This window comes from Pseudomonas syringae (genome assembly GCF_023278085.1).
In the GTDB taxonomy this organism is placed as follows: Bacteria; Pseudomonadota; Gammaproteobacteria; order Pseudomonadales; family Pseudomonadaceae; genus Aquipseudomonas; species Aquipseudomonas syringae_Q.
In genome coordinates this window covers 4,412,501-4,429,705 of record NZ_CP066265.1, presented here as the reverse complement: position 1 = coordinate 4,429,705, position 17,205 = coordinate 4,412,501, and the positions used below count along the sequence as shown (strand labels likewise).

Annotated in this window: 16 protein-coding genes and 1 rRNA gene (1 of these 17 running past the window's edge); 13 read left to right on the top strand and 4 right to left on the bottom strand. The window is 58.1% G+C overall.

Annotated features, from left to right (window positions below; genetic code table 11):
• Positions 1–46: 46 nt before the first annotated feature.
• On the top strand, positions 47–1,219 hold the full coding sequence (locus tag I9H07_RS19760; protein ID WP_236423997.1) for a pyridoxal phosphate-dependent aminotransferase: 1,173 nt from the start codon (positions 47–49) through the stop codon (positions 1,217–1,219).
• A complete protein-coding gene (sfsA, locus tag I9H07_RS19755; protein WP_058825116.1) occupies positions 1,219–1,932 on the top strand; it encodes a DNA/RNA nuclease SfsA in 714 nt (237 codons plus the stop codon). The genes I9H07_RS19760 and sfsA overlap by 1 nt, the downstream gene beginning before the upstream one ends.
• Before the next feature lie 281 nt (positions 1,933–2,213).
• On the opposite strand, the gene I9H07_RS19750 is transcribed toward sfsA, so the two are convergent.
• Entirely contained in the window at positions 2,214–2,552 is a 339-nt protein-coding gene (locus tag I9H07_RS19750) for a Rieske (2Fe-2S) protein (protein WP_236423998.1), read from the bottom strand.
• Positions 2,553–2,776: 224 nt separating this feature from the next.
• Here I9H07_RS19750 and deoC point away from each other — a divergent pair, with 224 nt between their 5' ends.
• Positions 2,777–3,562 (top strand): deoxyribose-phosphate aldolase, encoded by a 786-nt coding sequence (deoC, locus tag I9H07_RS19745; RefSeq protein WP_236424000.1) that lies wholly within the window; start codon positions 2,777–2,779, stop codon positions 3,560–3,562.
• Positions 3,563–3,895: 333 nt separating this feature from the next.
• Here deoC and I9H07_RS19740 read toward each other — a convergent pair whose 3' ends face one another.
• Both I9H07_RS19740 and I9H07_RS19735 read right to left on the bottom strand, forming a co-directional pair.
• Complete coding sequence (locus tag I9H07_RS19740) at positions 3,896–4,240, bottom strand: pentapeptide repeat-containing protein (protein ID WP_024675766.1); 345 nt, start codon at positions 4,238–4,240, stop codon at positions 3,896–3,898.
• A gap of 105 nt (positions 4,241–4,345) precedes the next feature.
• The gene (locus tag I9H07_RS19735; RefSeq protein ID WP_236424001.1) at positions 4,346–5,884 is read right to left on the bottom strand and encodes a bifunctional aminoglycoside phosphotransferase/ATP-binding protein; all 1,539 of its coding nucleotides are present in this window, start codon (positions 5,882–5,884) and stop codon (positions 4,346–4,348) included.
• A gap of 130 nt (positions 5,885–6,014) precedes the next feature.
• Here I9H07_RS19735 and mrcB point away from each other — a divergent pair, with 130 nt between their 5' ends.
• The 3 genes from mrcB to I9H07_RS19720 are packed head-to-tail and all read left to right on the top strand — an operon-like array spanning position 6,015 to position 9,429.
• Positions 6,015–8,336, top strand: a complete 2,322-nt coding sequence (mrcB, locus tag I9H07_RS19730) for a penicillin-binding protein 1B (RefSeq protein WP_024675768.1) — start codon at positions 6,015–6,017, stop codon at positions 8,334–8,336.
• 17 nt (positions 8,337–8,353) lie between these two features.
• Positions 8,354–9,100, top strand: coding sequence for a tetratricopeptide repeat protein (locus tag I9H07_RS19725; protein WP_080266720.1), 747 nt, complete (start codon positions 8,354–8,356; stop codon positions 9,098–9,100).
• The gene (locus I9H07_RS19720; RefSeq protein ID WP_024675770.1) at positions 9,100–9,429 is read left to right on the top strand and encodes a YqcC family protein; all 330 of its coding nucleotides are present in this window, start codon (positions 9,100–9,102) and stop codon (positions 9,427–9,429) included. The genes I9H07_RS19725 and I9H07_RS19720 overlap by 1 nt, the downstream gene beginning before the upstream one ends.
• 3 nt (positions 9,430–9,432) lie before the next feature.
• On the opposite strand, the gene I9H07_RS19715 is transcribed toward I9H07_RS19720, so the two are convergent.
• Entirely contained in the window at positions 9,433–9,849 is a 417-nt protein-coding gene (locus I9H07_RS19715; protein WP_024675771.1) for a DUF4124 domain-containing protein, read from the bottom strand.
• A gap of 398 nt (positions 9,850–10,247) precedes the next feature.
• On the opposite strand from I9H07_RS19715, the gene I9H07_RS19710 reads away from it, so the two are divergent.
• The 7 genes from I9H07_RS19710 to I9H07_RS19680 all read left to right on the top strand — a co-directional run.
• Positions 10,248–11,972: an acetolactate synthase 3 large subunit gene (locus I9H07_RS19710; protein ID WP_024675772.1), complete on the top strand. Its 1,725-nt coding sequence runs from the start codon at positions 10,248–10,250 to the stop codon at positions 11,970–11,972.
• A gap of 2 nt (positions 11,973–11,974) precedes the next feature.
• A complete protein-coding gene (gene ilvN, locus I9H07_RS19705) occupies positions 11,975–12,466 on the top strand; it encodes an acetolactate synthase small subunit (protein WP_236424003.1) in 492 nt (163 codons plus the stop codon).
• Positions 12,467–12,513: 47 nt separating this feature from the next.
• A complete protein-coding gene (gene ilvC, locus I9H07_RS19700; protein WP_024675773.1) occupies positions 12,514–13,530 on the top strand; it encodes a ketol-acid reductoisomerase in 1,017 nt (338 codons plus the stop codon).
• Between the two features lie 167 nt (positions 13,531–13,697).
• Positions 13,698–14,543, top strand: a complete 846-nt coding sequence (gene pssA, locus I9H07_RS19695) for a CDP-diacylglycerol--serine O-phosphatidyltransferase (protein WP_024673714.1) — start codon at positions 13,698–13,700, stop codon at positions 14,541–14,543.
• A 71-nt stretch (positions 14,544–14,614) separates the two neighbouring features.
• On the top strand, positions 14,615–15,628 hold the full coding sequence (gene msrP, locus I9H07_RS19690; RefSeq protein WP_236424005.1) for a protein-methionine-sulfoxide reductase catalytic subunit MsrP: 1,014 nt from the start codon (positions 14,615–14,617) through the stop codon (positions 15,626–15,628).
• Positions 15,628–16,260 carry a protein-methionine-sulfoxide reductase heme-binding subunit MsrQ gene (gene msrQ / locus I9H07_RS19685; RefSeq protein ID WP_058391500.1) on the top strand — a complete coding sequence of 211 codons (633 nt, stop codon included), beginning with the start codon at positions 15,628–15,630 and terminating at the stop codon, positions 16,258–16,260. The genes msrP and msrQ overlap by 1 nt, the downstream gene beginning before the upstream one ends.
• Positions 16,261–16,759: 499 nt before the next feature.
• A 16S ribosomal RNA gene (locus I9H07_RS19680) occupies positions 16,760–17,205 on the top strand (it continues 1,093 nt past the right edge of the window).

The window sequence follows — 17,205 nt, the reverse complement described above, 5'->3', positions numbered from 1 at the left end:
GTCATGACAATCATATTTTGCCCCCGCTTCACTATAAGGAAGACCCATGGCTCAGCCTTACAGCGCACGCAGTCGCGCCATCGAACCTTTCCATGTCATGGCGCTGCTGGCGCGGGCGAATGAATTGCAGGCGGCGGGCCATGATGTCATCCACCTGGAAATCGGCGAACCCGACTTCACGACCGCAGAACCGATCATCAAGGCGGGGCAGGCGGCGCTGGCTGACGGCAAGACCCGCTACACCGCAGCCCGTGGCCTGCCGCAACTGCGTGAAGCCATCGCCGGTTTTTACGCCCAGCGCTACGGGCTCGACATCGATCCGCAGCGAATTCTGGTCACCCCGGGAGGTTCAGGGGCGTTGTTGCTCGCCAGCAGTCTGCTGGTCGATCCTGGCAAGCACTGGTTGCTGGCCGATCCTGGCTATCCGTGCAATCGACATTTTCTGCGTCTGGTTGAAGGCGAAGCGCAACTGGTCCCGGTCGGGCCGCAGGAGCGTTATCAACTGACGCCCGAATTAGTGGCTGCCCACTGGAGCCATAATAGCGTCGGGGCATTGGTCGCATCGCCGGCCAACCCTACAGGTACGCTGTTGCAGCGTGATGAGCTGGCAGCGTTGTCCCAGGCGCTGAAGGCGCGCAACGGGCATTTTGTGGTGGACGAGATCTACCACGGCCTGACCTATGGCGTTGAGGCCGGCAGCGTGCTGGAGGTGGATAACGACGCCTTCGTGCTGAATAGTTTTTCAAAGTATTTCGGCATGACAGGTTGGCGGCTGGGCTGGCTGGTTGCGCCGCTCGATGCGGTGGCTGAGCTGGAAAAGCTGGCGCAGAACCTCTACATCAGCGCACCGAGCATGGCGCAATATGCCGCGCTGGCCTGTTTCGAGCCACAAACGCTGGCCATCCTCGAGCAGCGTCGTGCCGAGTTTGGCCGCCGTCGTGACTTTCTGCTGCCTGCTTTGCGGACGTTGGGTTTTGGCATCGCTGTCGAGCCGGAAGGTGCTTTTTATCTGTACGCCGACATTTCTGCCTTTGGCGGTGACGCCTTCGCGTTTTGTCGGCATTTTCTGGAAACCGAGCATGTGGCCTTCACCCCTGGGCTGGACTTCGGCCGCCATCTGGCGGGGCATCATGTGCGTTTCGCTTACACGCAGAGCCTGCCGCGCCTGGAGCAGGCCGTTGAGCGCATCGCTCGCGGTCTGCGCAGCTGGAACGCCTGATGCGCTTTACTCCGGAACTTGAGCAAGGCCGCCTGCTGATTCGTTACAAGCGCTTTCTGGCTGATATCGAAACCGACAGCGGCGAACGGCTGACCATTCATTGCCCCAACACCGGTTCGATGCTCAATTGCATGATGCCTGGCGGGCGCGTGTGGTTCAGTCGTTCGAATGACCCCAAACGCAAGCTGCCGGGCACTTGGGAAATCAGCGAAACGCCACAGGGTCGTCTGGCCTGCATCAATACCGGGCGCGCCAATACGCTCGTTGAGGAGGCGCTGCGCGGTGGCGTCATCAGCGAGCTCAATGGCTTTACAGCGCTCAAGCGCGAGGTGGCCTACGGGCAGGAAAAAAGCCGGGTGGACTTTCGCCTGGAATACCCGGAGGGCCACCTGTACCTGGAAGTGAAGAGTGTCACCTTGGGGTTCGATGATTCTGCGGTGGCGGCGTTCCCCGATGCGGTCACCCAGCGGGGTGCCCGGCACCTGCGGGAGCTGGCGACGCTGGCGCGTGCAGGTGTGCGTGCCGTGTTGTTGTATTGCGTCAACCTGACCGGCGTCGAGGCTGTGCGTCCGGCGAAGGAAATCGATCCCGCCTACGCGTCTGCATTGCGGGAAGCGGTTGACGCAGGTGTGCAGATTCTGGCTTATGGCGTGCAACTGACGCCGGAGCAGGTCTACATTGACCGACCGTTGCAGGTGCAGTGGCTGGACTAGGGTCTGTTCCCGTTTCAGTGCGAGCCGCGTTGCTGGGCCAAATCTCGCCAGGCTAGGCGCAGGACGTAGAGAATGGTTGTTCCCTTTTCAAGTCCTGCAACGACGCATGGCGAGATTTGGCACGCAACCCGAAGGGTCGGGCCTGTTTTGCCGCGAGGCTGCGTTACTCGACACTCATTTGGAACAACCAAACCACGTGTCTCCTGCCTTGCCTCGCGGCAAAACAGACTCCGACGCGGCCGCGATGAAACGGGAATAGACCCTAGGCGCGTGAAGGGTATTCAATGGCTGTCATCATCTTGCGGCAGCTCGACCCAGATACCCTGGTCATCCTCGCGGCAGCCAATAGCTGTCAAAGACTGACCTTCGCACGGCCCGGCAACACATTCGCCGTTCTCGATCAGAAACAACGCACCATGTGTGGCGCACTGGATCAGGCTGGCGCTGCTGTCGAGGAATTGGTCCGCCTGCCATTCCAGGCCAATGCCGCGATGCGGGCAGCGATTGCGGTAGATGAACACCTGCCCCTGACGACGTATCGCCAGCAGCTTGTGCTCTCCGACTTCAAACCCGCGACTGTGTGCTTCGGGCAACTGACTGGAGGTGCAAAGAACTCTCAAAGGGCCTCCTGAGGGCGACTTTCAACCATTACTGAACTACGCTCCGCTCAGTTTGACAGCTTCCACAAGCCGCCGCTTTGAAGAGCGTCACGGCGTTATCCCAGCACAAGTGGCGTAGTACTTCTCCGATATCTATGTAGTTCATGTCCCGGATCGAGTTGCCCGTACCTGTTGGTCTATCAGGCCGTATATCGTCCTGCCATGTCTTTCAAACCGGGAACACCATGGAACACATGACTGCGGATGACGAGTGGCAGGCCCGCCAGGGCATCAGGTTGATGGAGCTTTTCGCCCTCAACATCGACGACACCGAGCAGCGCGTTGTCGGTATCTGCCAGCGGGCCTGGACGCCCGTCGGGCCTGTCGCGGCAGTTTGTGTTCAGCCGCGCTTCGTATGTCTGGCGCGCACCACGCTTGACCGGATGCAGGCGCGCGATATCAAGGTAGTGGCTGTTGTCAACTTCCCGCACGGCAGCAGCAATATCGAGTCGGTGGCTTCCGAAGTGCGCGCTGCGCTGATCGCTGGCGCTGACGAGATCGACGTTGCCTATCCGTTCCGGGCGTTGCTGGGCGGGGATCGGCAAACCGGTATCGATATGATATCAGCGTGCAGTTCGTTGTGCGGCGGGCAGGTAGCGCTCACGGTGACCCTTGAAACCGGTGATCTGCGAGACTCGCAAACCATCCACGCCGCCTGCTGCGATGCAATCGCCTCTGGGGCCAACTTCATCAAGAGCAGCACGGGCAAGGCCGCCACCCACGTCACGCCGCAAGCTGCACGCATCATGCTGGCGTCCATCGCTGATGTCGGCGGGCAGGTCGGTTTCAAAGTCGCCGGAGGCATTCGCACGTACGACGAGGCACGCTTTTACCTCGCGCTGGCTCGCGGACGGTTTGGTGTGCAGTGGGTCAATGCCGGGCGCGTGCGTCTGGGCGGCTCCAGCCTGCTGGATGACCTGCTGGGGCGACTGGGGCTGCAGGAAGTGGCGGGTGACAGCGGCGGTTTCTGACGTGTTTGCTGCTTTCAGGCGGGCAAAAAAAGACCCGGCAAAAAGCCGGGTCAAAAACCGTGATTAGCCTGATGAGGAGATAATCTGAAAGTCCGAACCAAGGTCTTTCAGGCTACCGTCCAGTCTCGCGACCGGATGTGATAATCATAACTATTCTCATTTGTAAGTCAACAGGTCTTTTTTGCCGGGCCTCAGTCGAGCCGGTGCAGGGGTTTCGATACAGAGAATCGACAGAGCCGCGCAGGCGGCAGCGTCATGAGGGATGAAGCGGTAACTGGCAATATCTCACCGGTCCCACATGCAGGGCGCATGCAGGCTAGAGCGATCGGAGATTCAACGAATGCGATAGCGCAGTCGCGTACCGAAATTGACGGACATCAAGATCTCGTCGGCGGACAGTTCGGGCGGGAAAAAGACGCCTGATATCTGTGCGTGCGCGATGCTTGCACCTTCCATTGGCGTATTGCGCAGATCCAGTCCGCGCAGGTCGGCAGAGCGGAAGTAGGCGTCAGTGAAGTCGATACCTGTGGTGTCCAGCGAGCGCAGGTCCAGCCCACGGAAATCGCCGCCGACCATGTCGATAGTGCCGGTTCGCGGTTTTTCCTGATTGAAGCCTTCGATATCTTCCTTGCGCAGCAGCATGTAAAGCGGTGAGTCGATCTGTTTGGGCTGGCTCATGACGGCCTCTTGGTTTGATTGCGTTGCGTTGGAATTATGACGCCACTATATCGCCATCAGCTTGAGGCCGTGAAGCATTAACTGCTCAACGGCCATGCGTCGGTATTACAGCCCTGGCAGGCGCTGGCGCAGGTTATCGATAAGACTGTCCAGGTCGCTGCTGACATGGGTCGCAATCTTCTTGCTGCGCAAGATTTCGTCTGCACCGAGGGGTTCGCGACTGGCTTGTTGGGCTTTGATAACTTCCAGAGTTGCGTCGGACGGATCGTTGTTCTGTGCCTGACGTTGCGCAAGCCAGCCGGCGATGACTGCCTGTGGCGCTTCGCAGTCGATGATCAGGAACGGCACACCGGTTATTTCGGCGACTTTTGCTGCGGCGTCACGCTGCTCATGCTTGAGATAAGTGGCGTCGATCACCACCGAGAAGCCTGCACGCAGGGTTTTTTCAGCCAGCTCATGCAAGCGCGCATAGGTGGTGATGCTGGACTGCTCGCCATACAGCTCTGTGCCTTGGCTGGCGAACAGACGTTTGCGTTCGATATCGGAGCGCAGACGCACAGCGCCGAGAGACTCGACCAGACGCATGGCCACGTGGCTCTTGCCTACCGCAGAGACACCATGGGTGATGGCCAGGAACGGCGAAGGAATGGCGCTGTAGCTTTCGGCCAGATTGGCGTAATTGCGATACTGGCGCAGCGTTGCCGCACGCTGCAATCCATCGGCGTCCGGTGCCTGGCTGAACAGCGCAACCTTGGCACGAACCATGGCGCGATAGGCCTTGTAGAAGTTCAGCAACTCGAGGCCTTCATAATCGCCGGTCACTTCCAGGTATTGGCTGACCAGACGCCGTGAAAGTGATTTCAGGCCCCGGTCTTCAAGGTCCATTGCCAGAAAGCCGATGTCTGCGTAGACATCCGTCTTGCGGAAGGGCTCGTTGAATTCGATGCAGTCAAACAGCACGACCTTGCCGTCGATCACGGTTGCGTTGCCCAGATGGATATCGCCATGGCACTCGCGGATGAAGCCGTCAGCCTTGCGCTGGGTCAACAGGGGCTTGAGTCGTGCGAAGCTCGACTCAGCCCACGCCTGTAGGGCATCAAGCTGATCAAGATCGGACTTTTCGCTGATTAGTGGACGAATCTGCTCAAAATTCTGTATCACCGGAGCCATGACGCTGTCAGGCGACCCCAACTCGCTTTCGCTGGTAACGCGTGGCGAGTCGAGGTGGAAGTCAGCGATCTGAAGCGCCAGCTCGTCAACATGGGCGGTGGTCAGTTCGCCGTTGGCCTGAAGCGTACTCAGCAAACCGTCCTGGGAAAACTGGCGCATCTTGAGCGCGTACTCGATAACGTCGCCGTCGTCGCCCAGTTGGGGCGCGTCGGGCGAGCCGGTAATCGGCAGCACTTCCAGGTACAGATCGTCGGTGGTGCGCTGATTCAGGCGCAGCTCTTCACGGCAGAAATGCTCGCGCAGGGCCAGTGTGGTGAAGTCCAGAAAGCCGAAGTTCATCGGTTTTTTGATTTTGTAGGCGTAATGACCGGTCAGCAGAACCCACGAAATGTGCGTTTCGATGACCTGGAAATGCTCTACCGGATGAGGGAAGAGGGCAGGGTTCTGCAGGGCTGCAATCAAAGACTGGCTCACGGACGATCCTTCAGGAATGTATTCAAAATGTAAGTGCTGGATGCAGCCATTATGGCCGCTTGGCACGAGGCTGCAAACCGCTGACTCAGGCGTCTGTCGATCCTTGGCAAAGTGCGTATAATCCGCGCCCATGACTCGATCCCGCACCTCTCGTTCCCCCAAAAAGCAACCTCCCCGCAGCCTGCACAAGTGGCTGGGCTGGGCGTTGAAGCTTGGTATCGTCGGCCTGGTTCTGCTGGGCGGCCTGGCGATTTATCTCGATGCCATTGTTCAGGAAAAATTTTCCGGCAAGCGCTGGACCATTCCGGCCAAGGTCTATGCACGGCCGCTGGAGCTGTTCGTCGGGCAAAAACTCAGCCGCGATGACTTTCTCATCGAACTGGACGCTTTGGGCTATCGCCGCGAAAGCGTGGCGAACGGGCCCGGCGCCGCAGCGGTGAACGGCAATACCGTCGATCTCAACACGCGTGGCTTTCAGTTCTACGAAGGCACTGACGCAGCGCAGCAGGTTCGCGTGCGCTTTTCTGGTGACTACGTAGCCGACCTGTCCTCGGGCAATGGCGCCAAGCTTGCAGTGGCGCGGCTTGAACCCTTGCTGATCGGCGGCTTGTATCCGAAAAATCTTGAAGACCGCATCCTGATCAAGCTCGATCAGGCACCGCCGTATCTGCTCGACGGGCTGGTGGCGGTCGAGGACCGGGACTTCTATCACCACTTTGGTGTGTCGCCCAAATCCATCGCTAGGGCTATCTGGGTCAACACCTCTCAAGGGCAGATGCGCCAGGGCGGCAGTACGCTGACTCAACAGTTGGTCAAGAACTTCTACCTGACCAACGAGCGCAGCCTGACCCGCAAACTGACCGAAGCCATGATGGCTGTCTTGCTGGAGATTCATTACAGCAAGCAGGAAATCCTCGAAGCGTATCTCAACGAGGTATTTGTCGGTCAGGACGGCCAGCGTGCTGTCCACGGTTTCGGCCTGGCCAGTCAGTATTTCTTCAGTCAGCCGCTGTCCGAGCTGAAAATTCATCAGGTGGCGATGCTGGTCGGTCTGGTCAAAGGGCCGTCCTTCTATAACCCGCGTCGTAATCCCGAGCGCGCGCTTGAACGTCGTAATCTGGTGCTCGACTTATTTGAGCAGCAAGGGGTTGCCACGCCGGAAGTGGTCGCCGCTGCGAAAAAACTGCCACTGGGTGTGACCAAAACCGGCACGTTGGCCGACAGCTCGTTCCCGGCGTTTCTTGATCTGGTCAAGCGTCAGTTACGTGAAGACTATCGTGATGAAGACTTGACCGAAGAGGGTCTGCGGATCTTCACCAGTTTCGATCCGATCCTGCAGATGAAATCCCAGGCCGCCATAGACGACACGTTCAAAAAGCTCGCCGGGCGCAAGGGTGTTGATGAAGTAGAGGCGGGCATGGTCGTCACCAATCCGGAGACCGGCGAAGTGCAGGCGCTGATCGGTGGGCGTGAAGCCGGGTTCTCGGGCTTCAACCGGGCGATCGACGCGGTGCGGCCGATTGGCTCGCTGGTCAAACCGGCTATCTATCTGACGGCGCTGGAGCGCCCGAGCCAGTACACACTGACCACTTGGATCGCCGATGAGCTGTTTCAGGTCAAGGGTGCCGACGGTCAGATCTGGAAGCCGCAAAATTACGATCGCAAGTCCCACGGCAATATCTTCCTGTATCAGGGGCTGGCGCACTCCTACAACCTGTCGACCGCCAAGCTGGGCCTTGATCTGGGCATTCCAAACGTTTTCAAAACGCTGGCCAAGCTGGGTGTGACCCGCGAGTGGCCTGCCTATCCGTCGATGTTACTGGGCGCGGGCGGCTTGAGTCCGATGGAAGTCGCCACCATGTATCAGACCATCGCCAGTGGCGGGTTCAATACGCCGATGCGTGGCATTCGCAGCGTGCTGACCGCTGAAGGTGAACCGCTCAAGCGCTATCCGTTCAAGATCGAGCAGCGCTTTGATCCAGGTGCGATTTATCTGGTACAGAATGCGATGCAGCGTGTCATGCGCGAGGGGACAGGCAAATCTGTTTACAACGTGTTGCCGAGCTCGTTGAACCTGGCGGGCAAGACCGGCACCAGTAACGATTCTCGCGACAGCTGGTTTGCCGGCTTCAGTCAGGATCTGCTGGCGGTAGTCTGGATGGGCCGCGACGATAACGGCAAGACACCGTTCACCGGTGCTACCGGGGCCTTGCAGGTCTGGACGAGCTTCATGCGCAAGGCCGATCCGCTGCCACTGGACATGGCGATGCCGGACAACGTCGTTCAGGCGTGGGTGGATTCGCAGACAGGCCAGGGCTCGGACGCCAGCTGCCCGAACGCAGTGCAGATGCCGTATATTCGCGGCAGTGAGCCCCAGCCCGGCGCGACATGCGGCGGCGCTCCAGCACCTGCGACTGAGGTGATGGACTGGGTCAAGGGTTGGTTGAACTAGGCAATCGAGGTTTTGACGTGAATAAATGGTGGATTCCAGCTTTAACGGCTCTGGCTTTGCTGAATGGCTGTGCCAGCGTGGAGCGCGGCTCTATTCCGGTCGAGGATTCGAGCTCCAGAGTGTCCAACGGCGAGCGTGTGGCAGCTACAAACAAAGGCGCTTATCGGGCCAACACCGCGCCTGTTCAGCAACAGCCGCAAGCAGTACCGCAGGATTCGGGCGTCGTGGTGATGGTACCGGGCGGGGGCGGCGCTGATGCGGGTCAGAGTTTCTCTGCTCCGGCCAGCCAGGCTCCGTTCAGCGTCAACACGCCGCCGGTCGATGCGGCTCCGGTCACGCAAGCACCGATCAGCCAGGCTCCTGCCGCGAATAACAGCTACAGCATGCCGGCAGCATCGGCCCCGAGCGGCATTCCTTCAAGCGGCGGTGGTTTGTCCGAAGACGAGCAACTGGACGGTCCGGTATTGGCCTTGCTGACCACTGCACAGCAACAGCAGAGCAGCGGTGATCTCAATGGCGCATCTTCCAGTCTTGAGCGCGCACAGCGTGTTGCACCGCGCGAGCCGCAGGTGCTTTATCGTCTGGCGCAGGTGCGTCTGGCCCAGGGCGATGCTGCCCAGGCCGAGCAACTGGCTCGTCGCGGTCTGACTTACGCCAATGGTCGTGCCAGCCTTCAGGCCAGCCTTTGGGGGCTGATCGCGCAGTCCCGTGAGAAGCAGGGTGATGCAGCCGGTGCTGCGCTGGCTCGTCAGAAGGCTCGCTGATGGATCAGCGTCTGCCTGAGGTTGCCGAGCAGTTACTGCTGATAGAGCGCGAGTTGCGTGCGCTGGGCTGGTGGGATGTTACGCCGCCTGGCGAAGCAGCGCTTTCCAGTCAGGAGCCTTTCAGCGTCGATACGCTGGAATTCGCTCAGTGGCTGCAATGGATCTTTCTGCCGCGCATGAAAGTCATCCTTGAGCGCGACCTGCCGCTGCCCAATGCATCCGGCATCGTAGACATGGCCGAGATGGTCTATGCCGGTCGCCTGAGTGAAACCCGTCTGCTGCTACAGCATCTGGCGCGGTTCGATCAGTTGATTGTCGAGGCGCGTTGATCGCTAACGGCAGAAGTCACTGATCGCCCGTTCGGTTTCTTCGATACGCGTCTTGCGGTTCTCCTCCGTAAGACGCCTCGACTCTCCGCCCACCTGCTCGCGTACCCGTGGATTGTTCTGCAGTTGCGCGAGATTGGTGCGCAAGGTGTCGCAATTCTCGGCACGTTTGGCTTCCTGCATTTTCACCTGGCTTTTGACTTTCTGGTCGATGGCGCGTTGCCGTGCGTCCCCATCGTCCGCAGGCATGGCGGGTGCTGCAGCGGGTGGCGGTTGTTGCACGTTGATTTGCTGCGCCTGCTGGCCAGTCGGCGGTTGAGCGTCAAAGTGTGTCACGCCCTGGGCGTCGACCCATTTGTAAACGGAAGCGGCCTGGCCGGTTGTAGCAATGGTCAGTGCTGCGGCGAGAATCATCCAGCGCATGTCGAGTCCTTGAGGTGTCTGTGCCTCTTGAAAACTACCATAACAGTGCGTTTCCGTCCGAAATGGTGCGATTTCATGGGCTTGCTGCCAAGAAAGCGCACGGATGACTTGACTTGAGGGGGGGGAATCACAACAATCCAAAGTTCGCTGTAGAAGGACTGCCAGAAGCAGACCCTCTCGGTAGATCATGAGGCGCACACCCGCGCCGACCTGTAACACCCGCAACGCGTTACCTCGCGCTGGGTGGGAATGTTCCGCAACACTCAGGGACATCCCAATACTTGCTCAGTCAGTGCTGACGTAGTCGGCGACCACCGTCGCTCATGCTCTGCTGGCAGTAAACCTATAAAGACCCGTCCGTTAGTGGGCGGTATTCTGGCGTTTTAGAGGTGAACAACGTGGAGCTTTTATCTGGCGCTGAAATGATCGTCCGCTTTTTGCGTGACGAAGGCGTTGAGCACATCTACGGGTACCCCGGTGGTGCCCTCCTGCATGTCTACGATGCCCTGTTCAAAGAACCGGCAGTGAGCCATATCCTTGTTCGTCACGAGCAAGCTGCCACGCACATGGCTGACGGTTACGCGCGCGCGACCGGCAAGGCAGGCGTGGTGCTGGTGACGTCGGGTCCTGGTGCAACCAACGCTATTACCGGTATCGCCACGGCGTACATGGACTCCATTCCGATGGTGGTTCTGTCCGGTCAGGTAGCGAGCACACTGGTGGGCACCGATGCGTTCCAGGAGACCGACATGATCGGTATCTCCCGGCCGATCGTGAAGCACAGCTTCATGATCAAGCACCCGTCGGAAATCCCGGAAATCCTGAAAAAGGCGTTCTACCTGGCGCAGTCCGGTCGTCCTGGTCCTGTGGTTGTCGATATTCCGAAAGACATGACCAACCCGGCCGAGAAGTTCGAATACGTCTTCCCGAAAAAAGCCAAGCTGCGCTCTTACAGCCCTGCGGTCCGCGGCCATTCCGGCCAGATCCGCAAGGCTGTGGAAATGCTCCTGGCGGCCAAGCGTCCGATTATCTATGCCGGTGGCGGCGTGATCATGGGCAATGCTTCGGCGCAACTGACCGAACTGGCGCAACTGCTGAATGCTCCGGTCACAAATACCCTGATGGGTCTGGGTTGCTATCCGGGCACTGATCGTCAGTTCGTCGGCATGCTCGGGATGCATGGCAGCTACACCGCCAACCTCGCAATGCACCATACCGATGTGATTCTGGCCGTCGGCGCGCGTTTCGATGACCGGGTCATCAATGGCGCCAGCAAATTCTGCCCGAATGCCAAGATCATCCACATCGATATCGACCCGGCTTCGATCTCCAAGACCATCAAGGCCGACGTGCCTATCGTTGGTCCGGTCGAAAGCGTGCTGACCGAAATGGTTGCCACCCTGAAAGAGATCGGCGAAACGCCTGACAAAGCATCGGTCGATGCCTGGTGGAAGCAGATTGACGAGTGGCGCGGCACGGGCGATCTGTTCCCGTACAACCGTGGAGATGGCTCTGTCATCAAGCCGCAGACCGTGATCGAAACACTGTGCGAAGTCACCAAGGGCGACGCTTATGTCACCTCGGACGTAGGCCAGCATCAGATGTTCGCGGCGCAGTACTACCGCTTCAACAAACCGAACCGCTGGATCAACTCGGGCGGTCTGGGCACCATGGGCTTTGGCTTCCCGGCTGCGATGGGCGTCAAGCTGAGCTTCCCGGACGAGCACGTGGCCTGTGTAACCGGTGAAGGCAGTATCCAGATGAACATTCAGGAGCTGTCGACCTGTCTGCAGTATGGTCTGCCGGTGAAGATCATTCTGCTCAATAACGGCGTTTTGGGCATGGTTCGTCAGTGGCAGGACATGAGCTACGGCGCACGTCACTCGCACTCCTATATGGAATCGTTGCCTGACTTCGTCAAACTGGTCGAAGCCTACGGCCACGTCGGCATGCGCATCACTGATTTGAAAGATCTGAAGCCCAAGATGGAAGAAGCCTTTGCCATGACTGACCGGCTGGTGTTCCTCGACATTCAGGTCGATGTGGCAGAGCACGTCTATCCGATGCAGATCAAGGACGGCTCCATGCGCGATATGTGGTTGAGCAAGACGGAGCGGACATAATCATGCGCCATATCATTTCCCTACTGCTGGAAAACGAACCGGGCGCGCTGTCTCGTGTGGTCGGTCTGTTCTCGCAGCGTAACTACAACATCGAAAGCCTGACGGTTGCGCCAACCGAAGAACCGACCCTGTCGCGTCTGACGCTGACCACCGTGGGTCACGATGAGGTGATCGAGCAGATCACCAAGAACCTCAACAAACTCATTGAAGTGGTCAAGCTGGTCGACCTGTCGGAGAGCGCTCACATCGAGCGTGAACTGATGCTGGTCAAGGTCAAGGCCACCGGCGCGCAGCGCGCAGAGATCAAGCGCACCACGGATATTTTTCGCGGGCAGATCGTCGACGTGACGGCCAGCGTCTATACCGTGCAGCTGAGCGGCACGAGCGACAAACTGGACAGCTTCATTCAGGCCATCGGCACAGCCGCCATCCTGGAAACAGTACGCAGTGGCGTAACGGGTATTGCCCGTGGCGACAAAGTACTGAGCATTTAAATCAATTAAGCAAATGGCCTGAACGGCCAGGACAACAGGGGATTTCCATGAAAGTTTTCTACGACAAAGACTGTGACCTTTCGATCATCCAGGGCAAGAAAGTCGCCATCATCGGTTACGGTTCGCAAGGCCACGCACAAGCGTGCAACCTGAAAGACTCCGGCGTTGATGTCACTGTCGGCCTGCGCAAAGGTTCGGCCACTGTCGCCAAGGCTGAGGCTCATGGCCTGAAAGTAACTGACGTTGCTTCTGCCGTTGCTGCTGCCGATCTGGTCATGATCCTGACCCCTGACGAGTTCCAGTCCCAGCTGTACAAGAACGAAGTCGAGCCGAACCTGAAAAAGGGCGCAACGCTGGCGTTCTCCCACGGTTTCGCGATTCACTACAATCAGGTTGTGCCACGCGCTGACCTCGACGTGATCATGATCGCGCCGAAGGCTCCAGGCCACACTGTGCGTACCGAGTTCGTCAAAGGCGGCGGTATTCCTGACCTGATTGCGGTTTATCAGGATGCTTCGGGCAACGCCAAGAACGTTGCTCTGTCCTACGCGTCGGGCGTTGGCGGCGGCCGTACCGGTATCATCGAAACCACCTTCAAGGACGAGACCGAAACCGACCTGTTCGGCGAGCAGGCTGTTCTGTGCGGCGGTACTGTCGAACTGGTCAAAGCCGGTTTTGAAACACTGGTTGAAGCAGGCTACGCGCCAGAAATGGCGTACTTCGAATGCTTGCACGAGTTGAAGCTGATCGTTGACCTCATGTACGAAGGCGGTATCGCCAACATGAACTACTCGATCTCCAACAACGCCGAGTACGGCGAGTACGTGACCGGCCCTGAAGTCATCAACGCCGAATCCCGTCAGGCCATGCGCAACGCTCTGAAGCGCATCCAGGACGGCGAATACGCGAAGATGTTCATCACTGAAGGCGCTACCGGCTATCCTTCGATGACCGCCAAGCGTCGTAACAACGCTGCGCACGGCATTGAAATCATCGGCGAGAAACTGCGCTCGATGATGCCTTGGATCGCGGCAAACAAGATCGTCGACAAAGACAAGAACTAAGCTTTTCCGGTTTATAGCCGGTTTACAGCTGGTTTAAAAAAGCGCGACCCATGGGTCGCGCTTTTTCGTTATGGGTCAGGCTCTGGTATAAAGCTGCAACGTTCTGCTGGCGAACCCTCGCCGCAGACCTGTGTCGAACCTTTTCATACCGCTGCAAGGTAATCTCCATGAGCGAACGTCCTGAAGAGCCCGTCAAGGCCTCTGACGCTGAAAGTCTGCTACCGATCGATGAACACGTGGAAGAAGGGCATGACGCCGAAGGCCGTCAGGTCCGGCATCGCGGTATCTACCTGCTGCCCAACCTGTTTACCACGGCGAATCTGTTTGCCGGTTTCTACTCGATCATCAGTTCCATGAGCGCACAAAGTGCCATGAGCGCGGGTGATTACGCGGGAGCGAGCAAGTATTTCGCATTCGCTGCAATCGCCATCTTTGTCGCCATGGTCCTTGACGGGCTGGATGGCCGCGTTGCGCGCATGACCAACACACAAAGCGCATTCGGCGCCGAATACGATTCGCTGTCCGACATGGTCGCTTTCGGCGTGGCTCCGGCGTTGCTGGCATTTGGCTGGGCTTTGGGCGACATGGGCAAGGTCGGCTGGATGGTCGCCTTTATCTACGTAGCGGGCGCTGCATTGCGGCTGGCGCGCTTCAATACCCAGGTCGGTAAAGCGGACAAGCGCTACTTCATTGGTCTGGCCAGTCCGGCGGCGGCAGGAGTCGTGGCCGGAACGGTCTGGGCATTCAGCGATTTCGGGATTCAGGGCTCCAAGCTGTCGTTTCTCGTGGCGCTGCTGGTTGCGGCAGCCGGCATGCTGATGGTCAGCAACATCAAGTACAACAGCTTCAAGGAGCTGGACCTGAAAGGCCGTGTACCTTTTGTTGCGATTCTGGCGGTGGTGCTGGTGTTTGCCGTGGTGTTCAGTGATCCGCCGCGTATTCTGCTGCTGATATTCCTCGCTTACGCCCTGTCCGGACCGATTCAGTATCTATTGCGTCGCCGCAAGGCCTAGCCAATGATCTGATTTCCACCATACTCCGTAGTCTAATTGGTGCATCAGTTCCCATAGTCTGCGGAGTCATCATGCTAATCAAACTGCCTTCCGCGTCCGACTCAAAAGAGTCGGACGTCACCCCTGAATCCATCTACCTCTCTCGCCGTACGTTGCTCGCCAGTTCTCTTGCCGGTCTTGCCGTCACAGCTCTGCCGCGCTGGGCCAGTGCGGCAGACGCGTCCCGCTATGCGGATGTCGAGGCCGGCAAGGCGCCGGGCTGGTTCAACGACAAGCTTTCATCCACGAAATGGCAGGCGGTCAATGTCAAGGACGAGGCAATCACGCCGTTCAAGGACGCGACCCACTACAACAACTTCTATGAGTTCGGCACGGACAAGGGTGATCCGGCAAAGAACGCCGGTTCGTTGCAGACCGAACCGTGGAGCGTGGTCATTGATGGTGAAGTCGGCAAGCCGGGGCGCTATGCACTGGAAGATTTCATGAAACCCTACCAACTGGAGGAACGGATCTACCGGTTGCGCTGTGTGGAGGCCTGGTCGATGGTCATCCCATGGATGGGGTTCCCGATTTCGGAGCTGCTCAAGCAGGTAGAGCCGACATCCAAAGCCAAATACATTCGCTTTGAGACGCTGCAGGACGCCAAATCCATGCCGGGGCAGCGGTCCAACTTCGCCTTGATCGACTGGCCTTATGTAGAAGGGCTGCGGCTTGATGAGGCGATGAACCCGCTGGCGATTCTTGCAGTGGGCATGTACGGGCGCGAGCTGCCGAATCAGAACGGCGCTCCGTTGCGTCTCGTGGTGCCGTGGAAGTATGGCTTCAAGAGTGTGAAGTCCATCGTGCGTATCAGTCTGGTCAGTGAGCAGCCGAAGACGACCTGGCAGAGTATCGCGGCCAATGAGTATGGCTTCTATGCCAACGTCAATCCGACTGTCGACCATCCGCGCTGGACACAGGCCCGCGAGCGTCGTCTGCCGAGCGGTCTGTTCAGTCCTAACGTGCGGGATACGAAGATGTTCAATGGCTACGAGGAGGAGGTTGCCTCCTTGTATGCAGGCATGGATTTGCGGAAGGACTATTGATGCGCTATCCGTTTTTTCGTTTTGCGGTGTTCGCTGCGGCTTGTGTTGCGCCTGTGTGGTGGCTCTATCAGGCGTGGATTTTCGCCTTGGGGCCTGATCCGGGCAAAGCGCTTGTCGAGAACTTCGGGCTGGCAACGTTGATCATGTTGCTGATCACAATGTCGATGACGCCGTTGCAGCGTCTGAGCGGCTGGCCGGGCTGGATTGTTGTTCGTCGTCAGTTGGGGCTTTGGTGCTTTGCTTATGTAGTGCTGCACATGACGATGTATGCGTTGTTTGTCCTCGGGCTGGATTGGGGGCAATTGGGCGTCGAGCTGGTCAAGCGTCCTTACATCATCGTAGGTGCGTTGGCGTTTTTGGGTTTGCTGGTGTTGGCGGTGACGTCCAATCGCTACAGTCAGCGTCGCCTGGGTAGTCGATGGAAGAAACTGCACCGGCTTGTCTATGTGATTCTGGGGCTGGGCCTGCTGCATATGTTCTGGATTGTCAGGGCTGACCTTAAAGAGTGGGCCTTGTACGCAGGTCTAGGTGGGCTGTTGCTATTGCTGCGGGTTCCAGTGATTGCTCGGCGAATCCCGCGTCTTGGTGGTGCTTCCAAGGCCAGATCGGCAAAAGTTCAAAATAACGGTTGACGCCCTCTGTGATGTGTCTATAATTCGCCCCACTTCCGGCGCAGACGGAAACGAAAAACTCTTGTAAATCAATGGTTTACGAAGGTTTCGAGTGGAGAGTCAGCGAGGAAAGAGGTCGAGTCTGGGGTGATCGACAGCGGTGAGAAAAAAGAGTTTGACACGCGGTTGTAACGCTGTAGAATTCGCCTCCCGCTGATGAGCAACTCACGAGTTGATCGAAGCGCAAGTGGTTGAAGTTGCAAAGGAAACTTTGAAAACTTCTTAAAATAACCGCTTGACAGATACAAGAGACGCTGTAGAATGCGCGCCTCGGTTGAGACGAAAGCTCTTAACCACCCGCTCTTTAACAACTGAATCAAGCAATTCGTGTGGGTGCTTGTGGTGTCAGACTGAAGTCAACAGATTATCAGCAACCCAAGTTACTCCGCGAGAAATCAAAGATGTAACCAACGATTGCTGAGCCAAGTTTAGGGTTTTCTCAAAACCCAGTTAGATGTTTGAACTGAAGAGTTTGATCATGGCTCAGATTGAACGCTGGCGGCAGGCCTAACACATGCAAGTCGAGCGGCAGCACGGGTACTTGTACCTGGTGGCGAGCGGCGGACGGGTGAGTAATGCCTAGGAATCTGCCTGGTAGTGGGGGATAACGCTCGGAAACGGACGCTAATACCGCATACGTCCTACGGGAGAAAGCAGGGGACCTTCGGGCCTTGCGCTATCAGATGAGCCTAGGTCGGATTAGCTAGTTGGTGAGGTAATGGCTCACCAAGGCGACGATCCGTAACTGGTCTGAGAGGATGATCAGTCACACTGGAACTGAGACACGGTCCAGACTCCTACGGGAGGCAGCAGTGGGGAATATTGGACAATGGGCGAAAGCCTGATCCAGCCATGCCGCGTGTGTGAAGAAGGTCTTCGGATTGTAAAGCACTTTAAGTTGGGAGG

Bases quoted from the DNA above. Each gene is read 5' to 3' on its own strand.
- ilvC (WP_024675773.1), top strand. From the start codon at position 12,514: ATGAAAGTTTTCTACGACAAAGACTGTGACCTTTCGATCATCCAGGGC.
- I9H07_RS19720 (WP_024675770.1), top strand. From the start codon at position 9,100: ATGGATCAGCGTCTGCCTGAGGTTGCCGAGCAGTTACTGCTGATAGAG.
- mrcB (WP_024675768.1), top strand. From the start codon at position 6,015: ATGACTCGATCCCGCACCTCTCGTTCCCCCAAAAAGCAACCTCCCCGC.
- sfsA (WP_058825116.1), top strand. From the start codon at position 1,219: ATGCGCTTTACTCCGGAACTTGAGCAAGGCCGCCTGCTGATTCGTTAC.
- I9H07_RS19760 (WP_236423997.1), top strand. From the start codon at position 47: ATGGCTCAGCCTTACAGCGCACGCAGTCGCGCCATCGAACCTTTCCAT.
- ilvN (WP_236424003.1), top strand. From the start codon at position 11,975: ATGCGCCATATCATTTCCCTACTGCTGGAAAACGAACCGGGCGCGCTG.
- deoC (WP_236424000.1), top strand. From the start codon at position 2,777: ATGGAACACATGACTGCGGATGACGAGTGGCAGGCCCGCCAGGGCATC.
- I9H07_RS19740 (WP_024675766.1), bottom strand. From the start codon at position 4,240: ATGAGCCAGCCCAAACAGATCGACTCACCGCTTTACATGCTGCTGCGC.
- pssA (WP_024673714.1), top strand. From the start codon at position 13,698: ATGAGCGAACGTCCTGAAGAGCCCGTCAAGGCCTCTGACGCTGAAAGT.
- msrQ (WP_058391500.1), top strand. From the start codon at position 15,628: ATGCGCTATCCGTTTTTTCGTTTTGCGGTGTTCGCTGCGGCTTGTGTT.
- I9H07_RS19715 (WP_024675771.1), bottom strand. From the start codon at position 9,849: ATGCGCTGGATGATTCTCGCCGCAGCACTGACCATTGCTACAACCGGC.
- msrP (WP_236424005.1), top strand. From the start codon at position 14,615: ATGCTAATCAAACTGCCTTCCGCGTCCGACTCAAAAGAGTCGGACGTC.